19 protein-coding genes and 1 tRNA gene are annotated in these 16,906 nt (G+C 66.6%); 1 reads left to right on the top strand and 19 read right to left on the bottom strand.

Going from position 1 to position 16,906, the window contains the following annotated elements:
- Positions 1-17: 17 nt before the first annotated feature.
- The 16 genes from ASC89_RS26920 to ASC89_RS26845 all read right to left on the bottom strand — a co-directional run bounded on the left by ASC89_RS26920 (position 18) and on the right by ASC89_RS26845 (position 13,675).
- Positions 18-1,373, bottom strand: a complete 1,356-nt coding sequence (locus tag ASC89_RS26920; protein WP_244488566.1) for a S41 family peptidase — start codon at positions 1,371-1,373, stop codon at positions 18-20.
- Positions 1,374-1,379: 6 nt separating this feature from the next.
- A complete protein-coding gene (locus tag ASC89_RS26915; RefSeq protein WP_156384790.1) occupies positions 1,380-2,891 on the bottom strand; it encodes a murein hydrolase activator EnvC in 1,512 nt (503 codons plus the stop codon).
- Positions 2,892-2,986: 95 nt separating this feature from the next.
- Positions 2,987-3,784, bottom strand: a complete 798-nt coding sequence (locus tag ASC89_RS26910; protein ID WP_056003873.1) for a glutathione S-transferase family protein — start codon at positions 3,782-3,784, stop codon at positions 2,987-2,989.
- Between the two features lie 59 nt (positions 3,785-3,843).
- A complete protein-coding gene (gene rlmH / locus ASC89_RS26905) occupies positions 3,844-4,323 on the bottom strand; it encodes a 23S rRNA (pseudouridine(1915)-N(3))-methyltransferase RlmH (RefSeq protein ID WP_055875647.1) in 480 nt (159 codons plus the stop codon).
- Positions 4,324-4,341: 18 nt separating this feature from the next.
- Positions 4,342-4,728, bottom strand: coding sequence for a ribosome silencing factor (gene rsfS / locus ASC89_RS26900; protein WP_082527896.1), 387 nt, complete (start codon positions 4,726-4,728; stop codon positions 4,342-4,344).
- A gap of 181 nt (positions 4,729-4,909) precedes the next feature.
- A complete protein-coding gene (locus ASC89_RS26895; protein ID WP_056003865.1) occupies positions 4,910-5,533 on the bottom strand; it encodes a nicotinate-nucleotide adenylyltransferase in 624 nt (207 codons plus the stop codon).
- A 160-nt stretch (positions 5,534-5,693) separates the two neighbouring features.
- A complete protein-coding gene (locus ASC89_RS26890; RefSeq protein ID WP_056003862.1) occupies positions 5,694-6,977 on the bottom strand; it encodes a glutamate-5-semialdehyde dehydrogenase in 1,284 nt (427 codons plus the stop codon).
- A complete protein-coding gene (gene proB, locus ASC89_RS26885; protein ID WP_056003859.1) occupies positions 6,977-8,113 on the bottom strand; it encodes a glutamate 5-kinase in 1,137 nt (378 codons plus the stop codon). The genes ASC89_RS26890 and proB overlap by 1 nt, the downstream gene beginning before the upstream one ends.
- Positions 8,114-8,270: 157 nt before the next feature.
- The gene (gene obgE / locus ASC89_RS26880) at positions 8,271-9,314 is read right to left on the bottom strand and encodes a GTPase ObgE (protein WP_056003857.1); all 1,044 of its coding nucleotides are present in this window, start codon (positions 9,312-9,314) and stop codon (positions 8,271-8,273) included.
- The gene (locus ASC89_RS26875; protein ID WP_055875661.1) at positions 9,311-9,868 is read right to left on the bottom strand and encodes a GNAT family N-acetyltransferase; all 558 of its coding nucleotides are present in this window, start codon (positions 9,866-9,868) and stop codon (positions 9,311-9,313) included. Before ASC89_RS26875 ends, obgE begins: the two co-directional genes overlap by 4 nt.
- Before the next feature lie 6 nt (positions 9,869-9,874).
- Positions 9,875-10,519 carry a GNAT family N-acetyltransferase gene (locus ASC89_RS26870; RefSeq protein WP_056003853.1) on the bottom strand — a complete coding sequence of 215 codons (645 nt, stop codon included), beginning with the start codon at positions 10,517-10,519 and terminating at the stop codon, positions 9,875-9,877.
- Positions 10,519-11,187, bottom strand: coding sequence for a Type 1 glutamine amidotransferase-like domain-containing protein (locus ASC89_RS26865; RefSeq protein WP_056003850.1), 669 nt, complete (start codon positions 11,185-11,187; stop codon positions 10,519-10,521). The genes ASC89_RS26870 and ASC89_RS26865 overlap by 1 nt, the downstream gene beginning before the upstream one ends.
- A 136-nt stretch (positions 11,188-11,323) precedes the next feature.
- Positions 11,324-11,593, bottom strand: coding sequence for a 50S ribosomal protein L27 (gene rpmA, locus ASC89_RS26860; protein ID WP_055875668.1), 270 nt, complete (start codon positions 11,591-11,593; stop codon positions 11,324-11,326).
- A gap of 12 nt (positions 11,594-11,605) precedes the next feature.
- On the bottom strand, positions 11,606-12,229 hold the full coding sequence (gene rplU, locus ASC89_RS26855) for a 50S ribosomal protein L21 (RefSeq protein WP_056003847.1): 624 nt from the start codon (positions 12,227-12,229) through the stop codon (positions 11,606-11,608).
- A gap of 232 nt (positions 12,230-12,461) precedes the next feature.
- Positions 12,462-13,202 carry an MBL fold metallo-hydrolase gene (locus ASC89_RS26850; RefSeq protein WP_162248002.1) on the bottom strand — a complete coding sequence of 247 codons (741 nt, stop codon included), beginning with the start codon at positions 13,200-13,202 and terminating at the stop codon, positions 12,462-12,464.
- A gap of 23 nt (positions 13,203-13,225) precedes the next feature.
- Positions 13,226-13,675 carry a gamma-glutamylcyclotransferase family protein gene (locus ASC89_RS26845; RefSeq protein ID WP_056003841.1) on the bottom strand — a complete coding sequence of 150 codons (450 nt, stop codon included), beginning with the start codon at positions 13,673-13,675 and terminating at the stop codon, positions 13,226-13,228.
- A 95-nt stretch (positions 13,676-13,770) separates the two neighbouring features.
- Between ASC89_RS26845 and ASC89_RS26840 the strand changes: the two genes are divergently transcribed.
- A tRNA-Ser gene (locus ASC89_RS26840) sits at positions 13,771-13,860 on the top strand.
- Between the two features lie 136 nt (positions 13,861-13,996).
- Here ASC89_RS26840 and ASC89_RS26835 read toward each other — a convergent pair.
- From ASC89_RS26835 to ASC89_RS26825, 3 genes are read right to left on the bottom strand one after another with little or no spacing between them, the layout of a single operon-like run.
- Positions 13,997-14,959, bottom strand: a complete 963-nt coding sequence (locus ASC89_RS26835) for an ABC transporter ATP-binding protein (RefSeq protein ID WP_056003838.1) — start codon at positions 14,957-14,959, stop codon at positions 13,997-13,999.
- A gap of 5 nt (positions 14,960-14,964) precedes the next feature.
- The gene (locus tag ASC89_RS26830) at positions 14,965-15,969 is read right to left on the bottom strand and encodes an ABC transporter ATP-binding protein (protein WP_056003937.1); all 1,005 of its coding nucleotides are present in this window, start codon (positions 15,967-15,969) and stop codon (positions 14,965-14,967) included.
- 5 nt (positions 15,970-15,974) lie between these two features.
- Positions 15,975-16,889 carry a dihydrodipicolinate synthase family protein gene (locus ASC89_RS26825; protein ID WP_056003835.1) on the bottom strand — a complete coding sequence of 305 codons (915 nt, stop codon included), beginning with the start codon at positions 16,887-16,889 and terminating at the stop codon, positions 15,975-15,977.
- Positions 16,890-16,906: the final 17 nt, after the last annotated feature.

Genomic DNA, 16,906 nt, shown 5'->3' with positions numbered 1-16,906 from the left:
GGCCGCTTGAGGTCTCGTTAACCGGCCGCCTTGGGCGGGAAGGCCTCGTTGGTCTCGAGGCCGTCGATCAGCTTGATGGCGTACTGCAGCTGATTGTCCTTTTCCTTCTCGGCGGGGACGTAGACCGAAGAGCCGACCGTGGCCTTCTCCTCGGTGCCGCCACCGATTTCGCCCGGCAGCGCGGCTTCGCCGATGATCTCGTCGCGACCCTTGAACTCCTCGGGGACATCCTGGGTGATGAGGATGTCGGGCTGGATGCCGGAGGCCTGGATCGAGCGGTTGTTCGGGGTGTAGTAGCGCGCCGTGGTCAGCCGCATGGCGCCATCGGCGCCGAGCGGAATGATCGACTGCACCGAGCCCTTGCCGAACGAGCGAGTGCCGACGACGGTGGCGCGCTTGTGGTCCTGCAGCGCCCCGGCGACGATCTCGGCGGCGGAGGCGGAGCCACCATTGATCAGCACCACCATCGGCACGTCGGCGAGCTTCTGGTCGAGCGCATCGGGCTTGGCGTCGTAGCGGGCGCTTTCCTGCTCGATGCGGCCGCGGGTCAGCACCACGGCGCCCTGCTTGAGGAAGGCGTCGGAGACGAACACCGCCTGGTCGACGAGGCCGCCCGGGTTGTTGCGGAGATCAAGGATGATGCCCTTGGGCGCCTTGCCGTCGGCGGCCTTGTAGATGTCGTCGATGGCCTTCTGCACGCCGACAAAGGCCTGCTCGGAGAAGCGGGCGAGACGGATGACGCCGACATCGCCTTCCATGGTCATGCGGGCGGCGCGAGTGGCGATGACGTCGCGGGTCAGTTCGAACTTCAGCGGCTCGGTGACGCCTTCGCGCACCACGGTGACGGTGATCTTGGTGCCGACCTGGCCGCGCATCTTCTCGACCGCCTGGTCGAGGGTCAGGCCCTGCACCTGGGTGCCGTCGAGCTCGACGATGAAATCGTTGGCGAGGATGCCGGCCTTGGCGGCCGGGGTATCGTCGATGGGCGAGACGACCTTGATCACCCCGTCTTCCATCTGCACTTCGATGCCGAGGCCGCCGAACTGGCCGGAGGTATCCTCCTGCACGTCGGAATACTCGACCGGCTCCATATAGCCCGAATGGGGATCGAGCGAGGTCAGCATGCCCTGCAGCGCCGCGTGAATGAGTTTGCGCTCATCGGGAGCTTCGACATACTCGGCGCGGATGCGGTCGAACACTTCGCCGAACAGGTCGAGATCGGAATAGACCTCGTCGGTGGTGCGCGGGGTACTGGCGGGAGCCGCGGCGTCGACGGCCGGCGTCTGGTCCTGCGCAATGAGCGGTGCACAGGCGAGGCCGAGCGTGAACACGGCAGCCATCGAAGCGACTATGCGGAGGGGCGTCAAGCGCATCAAATTCTATCCACTCTGGGTTGGAACAGAAGCCACCGACCACCATCCCGTGGGGTCAACGGGCTCGTTGTTCTTTCGCATTTCAATATAGAGGGTCGGACGGGAGACACCAGCACTGGTCGCGACGGTACGGCCAATTGTCTGTGATCCCATGGTGCCGACGGGTTCTCCCATCATCACGAACTGGCCGATCTGCACATCGACCTTGGCGAGGCCCGCCAGCAGGATGGTGTAATCCTGACCGGCATTGAGGATGACGATTTGGCCATAATTGAGGTAGTCGCCCTGGAACATCACCCAGCCATCGGCGGGTGAGACCACCTGGGCGTCGGCGCGGGTGACGACCGAGAGGCCGCGCGAGATGCCGCCGAAGCCGTCACCGGCGCCATAATCGATCACCGTGACGCCGCTTGAGGGCATGGTGAGGAAGCCCTTGGCCTGGGCGAACGGCACTGCCGGCTCGCTGCGATCGGTGTTGGCGAGGGCGAGGCGGACGGTGTCCTTGTCGAGCGTCGGGGTGCTGCCGCCGGCGTTCGCCGTGGCGGTCGCCTCGGCAGCAGTGGCGACGGCGGCGGCGCGCTTCTGCAGGTCGTCGATCAGTTGCTTCAGCGAGGTGGCCTTGTCGGCCAGCGCCTGCGCCTCTGCCTCTTCGGCGGCGAGCGCCGTGGTGGCGCGGTTCTCGTTCTCCTTGCGCGCGGCGATCAGCGTGCCGATGCGCAGTTGCTCTTCCTCGAGGATCTGCAGGTTCGCCTCGAGCTTGCCCTGCTGCTCGAGTGCATCGGCCTTGATCTTGCCGAGCTCGCTGAGGTCGGCCATCACGGTGTCGGCCTTCTTCTGCAGCTCTGGCATGATGGCGGAGAGCAGGATGGCGGAGCGGGCGGAGCCGAGTGCATCGGACGGATTGACGATCAGCGCCGGGGGCGGGTTGCGCGAAATCCGCTCGAGCGCGGCGAGGACGTTGGAGATATTCTCGTCGGCGCCGTCGAGGCGACCGCGGACTTCGAGTTCCTGGACGATCAGTTCGCCGAGCTTGTCCTCGAGCGCGACGATATCGGTTTCGGCGCGCTTCACCCGCTCGGCCGCGGCGATCAGCGCGGCGTTCTGCTTGGTGCGATCGCCCTGCATGTCGGCGATCTCTTTTTTCAGAGCGTCGGCGCGCTCCTTGGTGACGGAGATCGAGGCCTCGATGTCGTCGAGGGCCTGCTGCTGAGCGGCCATCTCGGGATCGGCGGGCGCGCCTGATGTCGCCATGGTGGGCGCCGCGGCATCGACGGCGGGGCGGAGGTTGAGATCGGGGGCAGCGGTCCCGCCGGGGGGCGGCGCGTCGGCGGGCGTTGTATCGGCAGGAGCGGTGGCCGGCGCAGTCGTTTCGGCAGGGGCGGCAGCGGGGGCCGTGGCATCCGGCGCGGCGACGGGAGCTTCCGGCGTCGCCTGTTGGGCGAGCGCGGCGGTGGCAAGCGCCAGCGCCAAAGCGGCGCCCGCAGCAATTGCACGTCTCGACCAGCCCGTTGCCGGCATCAAACTTCCTGGTTCACCCGAATCATGGTCACGCGACCATAGCGCAGAGCCCGATAGTCCGGGGGTTTGTCTTTTGGATGGCGGGGGCGGAAAGTTCAGCCCGCGGCGAGCAGGCCCAGCTCCGCATCGGTCGCGCCGGGGCCGTACTTGTCTTTGGGAGGCCAGGGGCGTCCGCCCCAATACGGCTCGAAAACGAAGCTGGAACGCGTCCGCCCTGCCGGCAGCGCACCGTTGCCGGCGCCGCGGGCATAGTCGTAGTAGGCCTTGACCACTTCCTCACTGCTTACTTGCTGAGCTGCCGGATGCGCCAGGCAGGCGGCGCGCCAGCGGCTGACGCGCTCGAAGCCTTCGGCAGGCAGCTCGAAACCCTCGAAATAGGCGAGGAAGGAGAACCGCACGAACATCGGGGTGAAGACTGCCTCGGCGAGCCCGAAGCGCTCGAACAGGAAGGTTCCGCCGGGATTGTGGCTCGCAAGGAGCGCTTCGAGGCGACGATACTGGGTGAGGACGGCGTCGTGCAGCGCCCCGCGCCGATCTTTGTCCTGGTTCATCACCAGGCGGTAGCCGCTCGAGGTAAAATCGCCTTCCAGGGCGATCAGCATGTTTTCTACCGCCCGCTCATAGGGCGTGGCGCGGGCGATCGGCGTCTCGGCGAACGTCTCGTCGAGATAGCGGAGGATGACGAGACTTTCCTTCAGCACGCCGTCAGCGGTTTCGAGGATCGGCAACGCCGTGCTGCCGCCGCTCAATTGCAGCAGTTCGGGTGGACGCGGACGGGTGATGTCGACGACCGAGAAGGTAACGGCGTCACGCTGGCCTTTGAGGGCCAGCAGGATTTCCAGCCGCTGCGAGAACGGGCAGACCGGGATGTGATGGACGATCGGTTTCTGCATGCTTGCCCCGAGCTTCGACGTCTCCAGATGGCACGCCCCTCGAGCGACGGCAACCGGTGTCACTCGCGGTGGTATGGATGTCCCGAGAGGATGGTGGTGGTGCGATAGAGCTGCTCGGCCAGCATGATGCGAACCAGCTGGTGCGGCCAGGTGAGCGGGGAGAAGCTGAGCGTCAGGTCGGCTTCGCGCACGAAAGCGGGGTCGAGCCCGTCGGCGCCGCCGATGATGAAGCTGACGGCCGGGCGGCCGTCGTCGCGCCAGCGGGCAAGCTGATTGGCGAAGGCAGCCGACTGCATGGTCTTGCCGTGCTCGTCGAGTGCGATGCGAATGCCTTCGGGGAGGGCGGAGCGGAGGGTCGTCGCTTCGTCGGCCTTGCGGCCCTCAGTGGTGGCGGCGCGGGACTCGGCGAATTCGAGCACGTCGAACCCGGTCAGCGCGAGCGGCTTGCCCGCGGCTTTGGCGCGATCGAGATAGCGCGCGACCAGCTCACGCTCGGGGCCCTGCTTCATCCGGCCGATGGCGGCGATGGCGATGCGCAAGGCTGAGGTGCCGACGGACTAGCGGCCGTCGGCAGCGAAATCGGCCGCCCACATCTTCTCGATGTTGTAGAACTCGCGCACTTCGGGCCGGAAGATGTGAACGATGACGTCACCGGCATCGACCAGCACCCAGTCGGCGTGCGGCAGTCCTTCGATCCGCGGTTTGCCGAAGCCATGCTCGCGCAGCACCTTGACCAGTTGGTCGGCGACGGCGCTGACGTGACGGTTCGACCGGCCGGAGGTCACCACCATATGGTCGGTGAGCGACGACTTGCCGGTGATGTCGATGGCAACGGTCTGCTCTGCCTTGGCGTCGTCAAGGCTCTGCAGCACCAGATCGATCATGTGGGGTTCCGGGGCCTCGGCCACCGGTGCGGTTTCGGTCTTCTTTTTGGGCGATGCCATCAAATGGCCTCAGCCCATGCAACACGAGCACGGTTCATGCGTGTTTCAGCTGTCCTTGGTTGTTGGGTCGAAAGGCTAGCGCAAGCGTAGCTATCAATCCTGTCCCATCCTGAGTGGCGAATAACCACTACTCCTTCAATATGACGCTTCGTTTGGCGTTCTGCAAGGCGGCCGGGTTCAATCATTTGACTGAAGCTTTGCTGCGCGCCCGGATGGCGCTCGAAGACTGCGGCGAAGTGATGCCGTGCAGATACACCCAGGCGGGCGGTTCGCTGGTGGCAAGCGCCTCGGCAGCCGCTTCGGGCAGGCGGTGCTTTTTGAGCGCGATCGCCGCCTTGCTCACCGTAGCGCGGAAGGTCGAGCCGGGTCGGGCGTAGACAGCGATCGGCAAGAGCGCGGCGATATCCTGCCAGCGCTCCCAGCGATCGAACTGGCTGAGGTTGTCGGCGCCCATGATCCAAACGAAGCGGGTATCGGGGCAGGCGGCGACCAGCCACTCGAGCGTATCGACGGTAAAATGGAAGCGGTGCGCAGCCTCGACGCCGGTGGCGTAGATGCGCGGGTTGGCGGTGAGCGCGCGTGCCGCACGAACCCGGGCCTCGAGCGGCGCGAGCTCGGAATGGTCCTTCAGCGGGTTGCCGGGGGAGACCAGCAGCCAAACCGCATCGAGGTCGAGGCGCTTCAGGCACTGCTCGGCAACGAGCCGGTGGCCCTCATGGATGGGGTTGAAGCTGCCGCCGAACAGCCCGATGCGCAGGCCCGAGCCGAAGGGGGGGAGGGCGATGATGTCGGGGGGGAGAGTCATGTGCGCGGGGCCTCGCCGACTGATAGAGACGGCCCCCTCCCGGCCTCCCCCATAAAGGGGGAGGTGAAGGAAGGTCGAGGCTGCGGCTTGGTCGTGCCAAGCGCTGGATGCGGCACCTCCCCCTTCATGGGGGAGGATGGGAGGGGGCCGTCTCTATCAGTCACGGCCGGGTCTGCCCCGTGCCTTCGACCAGATACTTGAAGCTCGTCAGCTGTTCGACGCCGACCGGGCCGCGGGCGTGGAACTTGCCGGTGGCGATGCCGATCTCGCCGCCGAAGCCGAACTCGCCGCCATCGGCAAACTGGGTCGAGGCATTGTGGAGCAGGATCGCGCTGTCGATCTCGTTGAACCAGCGGGCGACCGAGGCAGGGTCTTCGGTGATGATCGCCTCGGTGTGGTGCGAGGAGTATTTGCCGATATGGGCGATGGCCTCGCCGACATCGGCGACCACCTTCACCGAAATGATGGCGTCCTCGTATTCGGTGTGCCAGTCCTGTTCGGTGGCGACGATGGCCTCGGGGACCAGCGCCATGACGGTCGCGTCGCCGCGGATCTCGCAGCCCTTGGCGATGAGCGCCGCGATCACCGGCTTCAGGTGCGTCGCCACCACATCGCGATGCAGCAGCAGCGTTTCGGTGGCGCCGCAAACGCCGGTGCGGCGCATCTTGGCATTGAGGGTGACATCGACCGCCATCGGCAGTTCGGCGGATTTGTCGATATAGGTGTGGCAGATGCCCTCGAGGTGGGCAAACACCGGGACGCGCGCTTCCGACTGGACGCGAGCGACCAGCGTCTTGCCGCCGCGCGGCACGATCACGTCGATGGCGCCGCCGAGCCCGGCCAGCATTTCGCCAACCGCGGCGCGATCGGTGGTGGGGACGATCTGGATCGCGTCGGCCGGCAGGCCCGCGGCCTTGAGCCCGGCGACGAGGCAGGCATGGATGGCGCGCGACGAGTTCACGCTGTCCGAGCCACCGCGGAGGATCACCGCATTGCCGGCCTTCAGCGTCAGCGCGCCGGCATCGGCGGTGACGTTGGGGCGGCTCTCGAAGATAACGCCGATGACGCCGAGCGGGGTGGCCACGCGGCGGATGGTCATGCCGTTGGGGCGGGTCCATTCGGCCAGCACGCGGCCGACCGGATCGGGCAGCTCGGCAATGGTGCGAAGGCCCTCGATCATCGCGTCGATGCGCTTGTCGTTGAGCTGCAGCCGGTCGAGGAAGGCCTTGGAGATGCCCTTGCCCTCGGCAGCGCGCATATCGAGCGCATTGGCCGAGAGGATGTCGTCGCGGCGATCGTCGATGGCGTCGGCGGCGGCGTGCAGCGCCTTCACCTTGCTCTCGGGACTGGCGAAGGCCAGCACGGCGGCGGCAGCGCGGGCGCGCCGGCCGAGCTCAAGCATGACGGTGGAGAGGTCGTTGGCGACAGCTTCTACGGCGCTCATCAGACTTTGGCCTCCAGGCCCATCAGCACCACCATGTTGTCACGGTGGATGAGTTCCGACCGCGTGCCGATGCCGAGCAGCTCGGCGACGACACGGGAGTTCTTGCCCTTCACCAGGTCGGCTTCCTCGCGACCCATGCCGGCAAGGCCGCGGGCGATCTCGCGTCCATCGGGGCCGAGGATGGCGACGGCGTCGCCGCGGCCGAACTCACCGGTGACCCGGGTGACGCCGATCGGCAACAGGCTCTTGCCATCGAGTAGCGCGCGGGCGGCGCCGGCATCGACATGGATGGCGCCGAGCAGCTCGAGATGGCCCATGATCCAGCGCTTGCGCGCCTGGGCCCGACTTTCGGCGGGGGCGAACAGGGTGTGGCGCGCGCCTTCGGTCAGGGCGCGGAGCGGGTGATCCGCGGTGCCTTTGGCGATGATCATGGCGGTGCCGGCCTGGGTGGCGATCTTGCCGGCCTCGACCTTGGTGGTCATGCCGCCGCGGCTCAAATGGCTGGCGGCGCCACCGGCCATGGCGTCGATCTCCGGCGTGATCGCGGCGACGAAGCCGAGATGCTCGGCGTTCGGGTCCTTGCTCGGCGGCGCGGTATAGAGCCCATCGACATCGGAGAGCAGGATCAGGCAGTCGGCCTCGATCATGGTAGCGACGCGGGCCGAGAGGCGATCATTGTCGCCATAGCGGATCTCGGCGGTGGCCACGGAATCGTTCTCGTTGATGATCGGGATGGCGCCCAGCCCGAGCAATGTCGAGATGGTGGTGCGGGCGTTGAGGAAGTAACGCCGTTCCTCGGTGATGTTGGGGGTGAGGAGGATCTGGCCGGTGACGATCTGGTGCTCGGCGAGCGCCGCGGCCCAGGCCTGGCTGAGGGCGATCTGCCCGGCGCTGGCGGCGGCCTGGCTCTGCTCGAGCGGCAGGTTGCGGGCATCGAGGTTGAGCAGCCGCCGGCCGAGCGCGATGGCGCCCGAGGAGACGATCACCAGCGACACGCCCTGCGCTTTCAGCGCGGCGAGGTCGGCGGCAAGCGACGCCAGCCAGGCGGCGCGGAGCTTGCCGGTCGCGCCGTCGACCAGGAGCGCCGAGCCGATCTTGATGGTGATGCGCCGATAGGGCGCCAGCGCGTTGCTCATGATGCGCCATCCGTCGTGCGGCGCCCCTCACCCCGGCCCTCTCCCCAAAGGGGCGAGGGGGCGATAGGGGCAAGGCCGGTGCAACGCGCGTCCCCTCTCCCCTCTGGGGAGAGGGTTAGGGTGAGGGGTAGCCAAGCGCTGCGAAGGGCGAGGTTCATCACGGCACCCAGGTGGGCTCGGCTTTGCGGCGTTCGAGTTCGTCGCGCTCGGCCTTGTCGGCATCCATCTGCGCGATGATGCGGTAGAGCACCTTGTCGACGCCCTCGCCGGTGACGCCGGAGCAGGTGAAGACCTCCGCCTTGCTGGCGCGCTTCAGCACCTTGACCTTTTCCTTCACTTCGTCGGGGTCGATCGCGTCGATCTTGTTGAGGACGACGATCTCCGGTTTTTCAGCCAGTTCCTCTGCATAGGCGGCGAGCTCGCCGCGGATGGTCTTGTAGGCGGTCTTCACGTCCTCCTGCGTGCCGTCGATCAGGTGGACGAGGATGGCGCAGCGTTCGACATGGCCGAGGAAGCGGTCGCCCAGCCCCTGGCCCTCATGCGCGCCCTCGATCAGGCCCGGAATATCGGCCAGCACCAGGTCGCGCTCGCCGATGCTGACGACGCCCAGGTTGGGATGGAGCGTGGTGAAGGGATAGTCGGCGATCTTCGGCTTGGCCGCCGAAACCGCGGCGAGGAAGGTCGACTTGCCGGCATTGGGCAGGCCGACAAGGCCGGCATCGGCGATCAGCTTCAGCCGCAGCCAGATCCATTTCTCGGTACCGACGAGGCCGGGATTGGCGCGGCGCGGCGCCTGGTTGGCACTGGTCTTGAAGTGGGCGTTGCCGAAGCCGCCATTGCCGCCTTCGAGTAGGACCAGCTCCTGGCCGACCTCGGTGAAATCGGCGATCAGCGTCTCGCCGTCCTCTTCGAACACCTGGGTGCCGACCGGCACCTTGAGGATCGCGTCGCCGCCCTTGGCGCCATGCCGGTCCTTGCCCATGCCATGGGTGCCGGTCTCGGCCTTGAAATGCTGCTGGAAGCGATAGTCGATCAGCGTGTTGAGGCCATCGACACAGCGGATGATGACATCACCGCCACGTCCGCCATTGCCGCCGTTCGGGCCGCCGAACTCGACGAATTTCTCGCGCAGGAACGATACCGCGCCGGCACCGCCATTGCCGGAGCGCACGAAGACCTTTGCTTGGTCGAGGAATTTCATCTGGTACTTTCTCGGGCGGCCTGCCGGTGGGCCATCCAGGCGGTGCGTGTCAGTTCGGTGTCGATATGGCGCACCTCCTCTCCGCGCGCAAGGCAAAGGCGCGATGAGGTGCCGATCTCGACGAATCCGACCTTCTTCTGGATGGCCAGCGAGGCCTTGTTGAAGTGGAACACCCCTGAGGCCAGCGTGGGCGCCGTGGTGGTTTCGAAATACCAGTCGAGGCTCGCGCGCACCGCCTCGCTCATCAGCCCGCGGTTCCAGAATGGCTGCGCCAGCCAGTAGCCGATCACCGTGCCCTCGATGTCGCGGTGGAAGCCGACATTGCCGATTACCCCCTCGCCATCGAGGTCGATCATGAAGCCGGTTTCACCGGCCGGGGTGTCGGGCCGCCAGGTCCTGAGCCACGCCTTGGCATCGGCCAGCCGATAGGGGTAGGGCACGCGGCTCAAATTGCCGGCGACCGCGAAGTTGTCGAGAAAGCGGGCGATGCGCGAGGCATCGTCCAGCACCGGCTGTCGGAGGGTGAGGCGCGGCGTGCGGAGCGTTACGTCCATATCAGGTCAGCTCCACTTGGGCTGTTCGAGTTCGAAGAACACGATCGGCTGGTCCTTCAGCGTGCCGGCGGGGTCGGTGCCTTCGCCGATACGGGCGAAGCCGGCTTTGGTCAGAACATTGAGCGAGCCGTCGTTGCTGGCAAGCGCCCGCGCCCTGAGGCGTGGGAACAGGCGCGTGCCGAAGGCGGCCTCGACCAGGCCCTTCACCGCCTCGCTCATGATGCCGCGGCCCCAGTAGGGCTCGCCGAGCCAATAACCGAGCTCGGGCAGCTGGCCCTCATGGAAGGTGAAGCCGACCACGCCGATGAACTGGTCATTGAGCGTAATGGCATAAGGCCGTTCGTCGGGCCGCTGGGCGATGATCTCGATGAAGCCGATGCCGTCGGCCCTTGTATAGGGATGCGGCAGGCGCGACAGCCTGTCGGCGATCGCCTTGTTGTCGGCGAGCTTGACCAGATCGGGCACATCGCCGCGGATCGGGGCGCGCAGCACCAGGCGCGGGGTTTCGATGCGATGCGGGAGCGCATCGCGCTGGCGGCGGGCTGCCAGTTTCGCGGTGGCCTCGGCCAATGCCCTGGCCTGGGCGGCGGGGCCCATCAGCTGGGTCCGCCGCCGGGGCACATAGTCGTCGTCATCCTCGAGCGTTGTCATCACGCGATCCTCCGCGTCAGATCCACCGACGCCATCCGGTTCTCGGTCCAAACGATCACCTCCCCGTCGCGCAGCGCCCGATAGCGCAGGCCTCGACTGCAAAGGTGCCGGACGGCCCGTTCGGCCGCAGCGGTTTCGGGATGCGGCGAGCGGTAATGCGGCACGATGGCGTGGTCGATCAGCCCGAGGCCGTCCCAGATGGTCTCGCGGTCATAGCCCTTGGGCGCCTCGTCGGGGTCATCGATCAGGTGAATGCCTTCGAGGCTCGGCGCCGCCACCACGGCGCCGGCCGAGAAACCGCCATAGACGATCTCGTCATTGTCGAGCATGTCGACAATCACGTCATCGAATCCCGACTGCTTCATGGCGCGGCGCAGCACAAATGCATTGCCGCCGGTGACCCAGACCAGATCGAACTGGCTGAGCCGGGCGCGCAAACCTTCGGGATCGCCGAAATACTGGCGCAGGTCGAGCGGCGTGGCGACGATGCCGAGCGAGCCCAGCTCCGAGACCGGGTCATAGGCCTCGTTGCGATAGAGCTCGCGCGCCGCAGGGGAGATGTTGTCGAGCGCGTTCTCGATGATGGCGGCGTGCCGGCCATTGCCGAGGAGCGCGATGAGCGAACCGGCGCGGTCGCCGATCCGATAGGAGCTCAGATACAGTCTCATTTTCAGCCGCCCTCACGACGAAAAAGACAAAAGGGGAACCGGATTCCGGCTCCCCTTGGATCTTGTCGCGCGGTCGACTGCCTAGTCGCCTTGCCGGGGAGCTGGTCTCCGGCAGGGGTTGCTAGGCCTCACCGGGTTATTCTGCTGCTTCTGCTGCCGGGAGTACCGACACGTAGACTTTGGCGTTGGCGCGGGTTTTGAACGCCACGGTGCCGGGAATAAGGGCGTAAATGGTATGGTCGATGCCCATACCGACGCCGGTGCCCGGGTGCCACTTGGTGCCGCGTTGACGGATGATGATGTTGCCGCCGATCACAGCTTCGCCGCCGAACTTCTTGACGCCAAGACGTCGGCCAGCCGTATCGCGACCATTGCGGGAGGAACCGCCTGCCTTCTTATGTGCCATCGGTTAGACTCCTTATTCCTTGTCAGCCTTGGGAGCGGCCTTCTTGGCCGCCGGCTTCTTGTCTGCAGCGGGCTTTTCGGCCTTGGGCGCAGCTTCCTTTTTGGGAGCAGCAGCCTTCTTGGCCGGAGCCTTGGTCTCGGTCGCCTCAGCAGCCGGAGCTGCCTTGGTCGTCGCTTTCTTGGCCGGGGCCTTCTTTGCGGCGGCCGGCTTGGCGGCGGCCTTGGGGGCCTCGGTCACGCTGGCCGAAGCCGCCGCGGCGGCAGCGCGCTTTTCGGCGCGGGCCTTGGCAATCTCGTCGACCTTGGTGGTCGGCTTTGCGCCGCCGGTCAGGATCTCGGTGATGCGCACGGTCGACAGACGCTGACGATGGCCGTTGCGGCGATCGTAGTGCTGGCGGCGCTCCTTCTTCAGGATGATGATGGTGCGCTCTTTTTCGGTGGCGATGAACTGGCCTGCAACCAGGGCGCCTTCCACGAGCGGCGCGCCAACGGTGACCGCGTCGCCGTCGCCAACCATCAGGACCTGGTCAAAGGTGACCACGTCGCCCGGCTGAGCGTCGATCTTCTCGATCTTCACCACGTCATTGGCGGCAACCTTGTACTGCTTGCCGCCGGTCTTGATCACTGCAAACGTCATTGTCGTCCCGGGGAACTCCCGGACCTCTTCGTTATCGCGCCCTGTGGCGCCGCAGGCGATGCCTGATCCTGCGGGCTTCGAGATAGGCTGCCGATAGCGATATCGGCGGCGGCCTCGGACAGCGGTTGAACAAATCAAAAATGCGCGCAGCAAACGCCGCACGCAATTCGAGCGGCCTTATCGTCAAGAATCCAACCGGAGTCAAGGCCGCGCAGGCCGGGTCCTTTAGGGCTCAGTACCAGGCGGCAAGCCGAACTTCTGCGGCATCGCCGACCAGTTCGGCGAGCTTGGCCGGATCACCACCCTGGTAGTGATAGGGATAGACGATGCCGGGCCGGAAGGCGGCGACCGCCGCAGCGACCTGCTCGAGGCTCATGGTATAGGGCAGGTTCATCGGCAGGAACGCGACGTCGATACCGGTCAAGGCCCGCATTTCCGGCGTGTCCTCGGTATCGCCGGCGACATAGACGCGCTTGTCGCCGAAGCCGATGACATAACCGTTGCCGACGCCCTCGGGGTGGTAGCGCTTACGGTTCTCGGTGGTGTTGTAGGCGGCGACGACCTCGATCGGCAGTCCGGCGATTTCGCCGGTGGCGCCGTTCGGCAGGGCAGTGGCGCGCGGCTTCAGCGGGCCGGGCAGGCGGGCCAGCACCTCTTCGGAGGTAAGGATCGGGGCAGTGTCGCCGGCGATGGCGTTGAGCGTTGCAATATCGAAATGGTCGCCATGGCCATGGGTGATGAGGATGCCGGTCGGCGGCGGCAGGCCCTCATAGAGCGCCGGACCGTTGGCCGGATCGATGTAGAGCGTCTCGGCGCCGAAGCTCAGCACGAGGCTCGCATGGCGGATCGGGTAGATGGCCACGTCCCCCGCCGAGGTCACGAGGACATCGGGCGTTGCGGCGAGTACCGGGCGAATGGCGGCGGCGAGCGGCAGGGCGGCAAGCCCCAGCATGGTGGCACGACGGTTCGGCATGGTCATTCCGGGGGCGTTGATTTCTAGTGCGGGCGGATGGCGATCAGGCGTTGGCGCAGTTCATCGGCAGTGGCGGCTTCGGTCGCGAGGACGCGCGGCTTGTGCTCGGCCTGCCAGCGCTGCAGCGTCCATGCCGGCGCATCGGCAGCGATGGCGATCGCCGGCAGGTAGGCATCGGCCTCGTGCAGCTCCTCCTCGAGCATCGCCGCGATCGGGGCGCGACGGTACTCATCGCCCTCGAAGGCGTCGAGCAGGTCGCGCTCGAATGGCGTCAGTCCCAACAGCAGCAACCCGTCCGCCGTTCCGCCCGGCGTACGCAACAGCGCCGGATAGACGCGGCCGGGATAGTGCACGGTGCGAAAGCCCGGGGCGCGGGCCGCATGCACCGCTTCGGGTGGCAGCATGCGGCCGAGCACCGCCGAGCGCAGTTCGGGGTCGCACAGCGTGCCATAGACGAAGAGCGGAAGAGTCATGCAGCGAGCGAGCCAAAGAGTGTTGCAGCCTCGATCATGCTATGCCATAAGCCCGCCCGTCTCGACCAGCCGCGGTAACGCGTGTTCGACCTCGCGGAGAGGTGGCAGAGTGGTCGATTGCACCGCACTCGAAATGCGGCATGGGGGCAACTCCATCGGGGGTTCAAATCCCTCCCTCTCCGCCATTCCTCTCGTTCCGTGCGGCGATCGCACAGCGCGGGACGAGCGATCGGGCGAGCTGCTCTCCACCGCGATGCCCCGAAACTGGCCGAGCTTGGTACGTGCCTAACCGGGCCACCACGAGAGCTTCTGCATGCAGGCCTAGAGATCGTCGCGAATACAGGCCTTCAGATGGCCCGGGCCGACCGTCTCGAGCGGCGGCACCGCCGCTGCGCATGCGTCGATGGCATATGGACAGCGCGTTCGGAACACGCAGCCGGAAGGTGGGTTGGCAGGGCTGGGGATGTCGCCGGTGAGCAGTTGTCGCTGCCGCCTGTCGCCCGGCACCGGCGACGGGATCGCCGAGAGCAGCGCCCGCGTGTAGGGGTGGCGCGGACGGGCGTAGAGCTCAGCGCTCGGGGCGATCTCCATGATCCGGCCGAGATAGAGCACGATGACCGTGTCGCAGATGTACTCGACCACGGCCAGGTCGTGCGAGATGAACAGCATGGTGAGGCCAAGCCGCTGCTGCAGATCGCGCAGCAGGTTGACGATCTGCGCCTGGATCGAGACGTCGAGTGCCGAGACCGGCTCGTCGGCCACGATCAGTTGCGGATCGAGCGCCAGGGCCCGGGCGATGCCGATGCGCTGGCGCTGGCCGCCGGAGAATTCATGGGCATAGCGGTTGAAGGCGTCGGCAGGGAGCTCGACGGCAGCCAGCGCCTGGCGCGCGCGCGTACTCCGTTCCTCGCGGCTAAGCCCGCCCTGGATTTCCAGCCCTTCGGTGAGGATCTGCCCGATGGTCATGCGGGGCGACAGGCTCGCGAACGGGTCCTGGAAAATATACTGCATGAAGCGGCGTTGCTTGCGCAGCTCGGCGGTCGAGAGTTTTGTCAGATCGGTGCCGTTGAAGCGGACCTCGCCCGAGGTTGGCTCCACCAGCCGCAGGATCGAGCGACCGATCGTCGTCTTGCCGCTGCCCGACTCGCCGACCAGGCCCACCACGCTGCCGCGCGGCACGTCGAACGACACGTCCTCGAGCGCCCGCACGACCGGGCCGCGGGAAAAGGCCGAGGGCTTGAAGTGCTTGGTCAGGCCACGGACCGAGAGCAGGGGGGCATCCATGGTGCTTACAGCTCCTGCCAGCGAATGCAGCGGCTTGCCTGGTCGTTGCCGGTATCGAGAAGGGGCGGCACTGCGGCGCGGCACGCCTCGATGGCGTAGCTGCAACGCGGGGCAAACGAGCAGCCCTGCGGCAGCCGGGCGAGGCTCGGCACGGTGCCGGGAATGGTGGGAAGCGGGGTGCCCGCCTGCTTGAGCCGGGTGGCCTCGCCGAGCCTCGGGACCGAGCGCATCAACCCGATGGTGTAGGGATGCCGGGGGTGCGCGAACACATCGGCGACGCGGCCGGTTTCCACCACGCGCCCCGCATACATCACCGCGACGCGGTCGGCGATCTCGGCGACAACGCCCAGATTATGGGTGACGAAGAGGATGCCCATGCCCCGCTGCGCCTGCAGTTGCTGCAGCAGGTCGAGCATCTGCGCCTGGATGGTGACATCGAGTGCCGTCGTCGGCTCGTCGGCGATCAGCAGCGCCGGATCGCAGGCGAGCGCCATGGCAATAGTGGCGCGCTGCCGCATGCCGCCCGAAAGTTCGTGCGGATATTGCTTGGCCCGCCGCGCCGGATCGGGGATGCCGACATCGGCGAGGAGTTGCACCGCCGCCGCTGCCGCGTCCTTATGCGATTTGCCCAGGTGGATCCGGATGGGTTCGGCGATCTGCTCGCCGACGGTGTAGACCGGATTGAGGCTGGTCATCGGCTCCTGAAAGATCATCCCGACATCGTTGCCGCGCACCTGGCGCAGCGCGTCAGCGTCGAGCTGCGCGAGGTCGCGGACCACTCCGGATTTACCGCGGAAGCCGACGCTACCCTTCGCCACCCGCCCGATGCGGGGCAGGAGGCGGAGAACGGAGAGGCTGGTGACCGACTTGCCCGAGCCGGATTCCCCGACCAGCGCCACCGTCTCGCCCGCGGCGATGGCCAGGTCGAGATCCTGCACCACCGCGACGTCCTTACCGGAAATGCGGTAGACCGTGGTGAGGCCGGAAATGTCGAGGATCGGCTCGGGCATCGCGGTCAAAGCAGGCCGGTCGACTTGAGGATGGCGTCGATCTTCGCCGTCTCGTCGGAATTGAGCATGCGCTGCGGCCGCGCCATGACGTTGGTCGAGATGATGCCGAGCTGCCGCATGGCGGTTTTGAAGGCACCGACCCCGGCCGAGCCGGCGCTGGTCCGCGGCTGCGCGATCCAGACGATCTCGAACAACCGGCAAAGCCGCTCCTGCTCCCGGCGCGCCGCCTCGTGGTCGCCCGCCTGGAACAGGTTCCAGAGTTTGACGTAGCCGTGCGGGTCGACATTGGCGAGGCCGGGGACGACGCCATGCGCGCCCATGCCCAGCACATTGTCGACGACGATCTCCGAGCCGGTCATGGCGAAGAAATCCGGTCGGTCCGCCATGTCCAGCATGACATAGCGAAGGTTGCCGTCATCGGCGCTCGAGTCCTTGACCCCGGCAATGGTACCCTCGCGAGCCAGCGTCACCGTGGTGCTGCGCTCGAGCTTCAGATGCACGCAGACCGGGATGTCGTAGGCGACCAGCGGCAGGTCGACTGCGTCGCGGATGTAGCGGAAATGGTCGATGGTCTCGGCCTGGTTGGTGCGGGCGTAGAACGGCGCCGTCACCACCAGCGCGTCGGCACCCGCCGACTTGGCGATCCGCGCATGCTCGATCACCCGGTCGGTGGTCGGGTCGATGACGCCGACGAAGATCGGCAGGCGGCCGTTGTTCACCTTGACCGCATGTTCGATGATTTTCGTGCGCTCGGCGGCAGCGTGGAACACCACTTCGCTGGTCGATCCCAGAACGAAGAGACCGTGCACGCCGCCATCGATGAGGTTCTCGATCACCCGGGTGAAGGAGGGATAGTCGACCTCGAAAGTCTCGGTCAGCGGAGTGACGACGGGGGGAACGACGCCGGTGAACTTAGGCATTTGTGGGCTTTCTCGAA

This window comes from Devosia sp. Root413D1 (genome assembly GCF_001425235.1).
GTDB lineage: Bacteria > Pseudomonadota > Alphaproteobacteria > Rhizobiales > Devosiaceae > Devosia_A.
The sequence above is the reverse complement of the archived record's forward strand: the minus strand, read 5'-3'. Positions and strand labels throughout refer to the sequence as shown.

Coding starts and splice junctions, on each gene's coding strand:
- ASC89_RS26920 (WP_244488566.1), bottom strand. CDS start 1,373: ATGCGCTTGACGCCCCTCCGCATAGTCGCTTCGATGGCTGCCGTGTTC.
- ASC89_RS26915 (WP_156384790.1), bottom strand. CDS start 2,891: ATGCCGGCAACGGGCTGGTCGAGACGTGCAATTGCTGCGGGCGCCGCT.
- ASC89_RS26910 (WP_056003873.1), bottom strand. CDS start 3,784: ATGCAGAAACCGATCGTCCATCACATCCCGGTCTGCCCGTTCTCGCAG.
- rsfS (WP_082527896.1), bottom strand. CDS start 4,728: ATGGCATCGCCCAAAAAGAAGACCGAAACCGCACCGGTGGCCGAGGCC.
- ASC89_RS26895 (WP_056003865.1), bottom strand. CDS start 5,533: ATGACTCTCCCCCCCGACATCATCGCCCTCCCCCCCTTCGGCTCGGGC.
- ASC89_RS26890 (WP_056003862.1), bottom strand. CDS start 6,977: ATGAGCGCCGTAGAAGCTGTCGCCAACGACCTCTCCACCGTCATGCTT.
- proB (WP_056003859.1), bottom strand. CDS start 8,113: ATGAGCAACGCGCTGGCGCCCTATCGGCGCATCACCATCAAGATCGGC.
- obgE (WP_056003857.1), bottom strand. CDS start 9,314: ATGAAATTCCTCGACCAAGCAAAGGTCTTCGTGCGCTCCGGCAATGGC.
- ASC89_RS26875 (WP_055875661.1), bottom strand. CDS start 9,868: ATGGACGTAACGCTCCGCACGCCGCGCCTCACCCTCCGACAGCCGGTG.
- ASC89_RS26870 (WP_056003853.1), bottom strand. CDS start 10,519: ATGACAACGCTCGAGGATGACGACGACTATGTGCCCCGGCGGCGGACC.
- ASC89_RS26865 (WP_056003850.1), bottom strand. CDS start 11,187: ATGAGACTGTATCTGAGCTCCTATCGGATCGGCGACCGCGCCGGTTCG.
- rpmA (WP_055875668.1), bottom strand. CDS start 11,593: ATGGCACATAAGAAGGCAGGCGGTTCCTCCCGCAATGGTCGCGATACG.
- rplU (WP_056003847.1), bottom strand. CDS start 12,229: ATGACGTTTGCAGTGATCAAGACCGGCGGCAAGCAGTACAAGGTTGCC.
- ASC89_RS26850 (WP_162248002.1), bottom strand. CDS start 13,202: ATGCCGAACCGTCGTGCCACCATGCTGGGGCTTGCCGCCCTGCCGCTC.
- ASC89_RS26845 (WP_056003841.1), bottom strand. CDS start 13,675: ATGACTCTTCCGCTCTTCGTCTATGGCACGCTGTGCGACCCCGAACTG.
- ASC89_RS26835 (WP_056003838.1), bottom strand. CDS start 14,959: ATGGATGCCCCCCTGCTCTCGGTCCGTGGCCTGACCAAGCACTTCAAG.
- ASC89_RS26830 (WP_056003937.1), bottom strand. CDS start 15,969: ATGCCCGAGCCGATCCTCGACATTTCCGGCCTCACCACGGTCTACCGC.
- ASC89_RS26825 (WP_056003835.1), bottom strand. CDS start 16,889: ATGCCTAAGTTCACCGGCGTCGTTCCCCCCGTCGTCACTCCGCTGACC.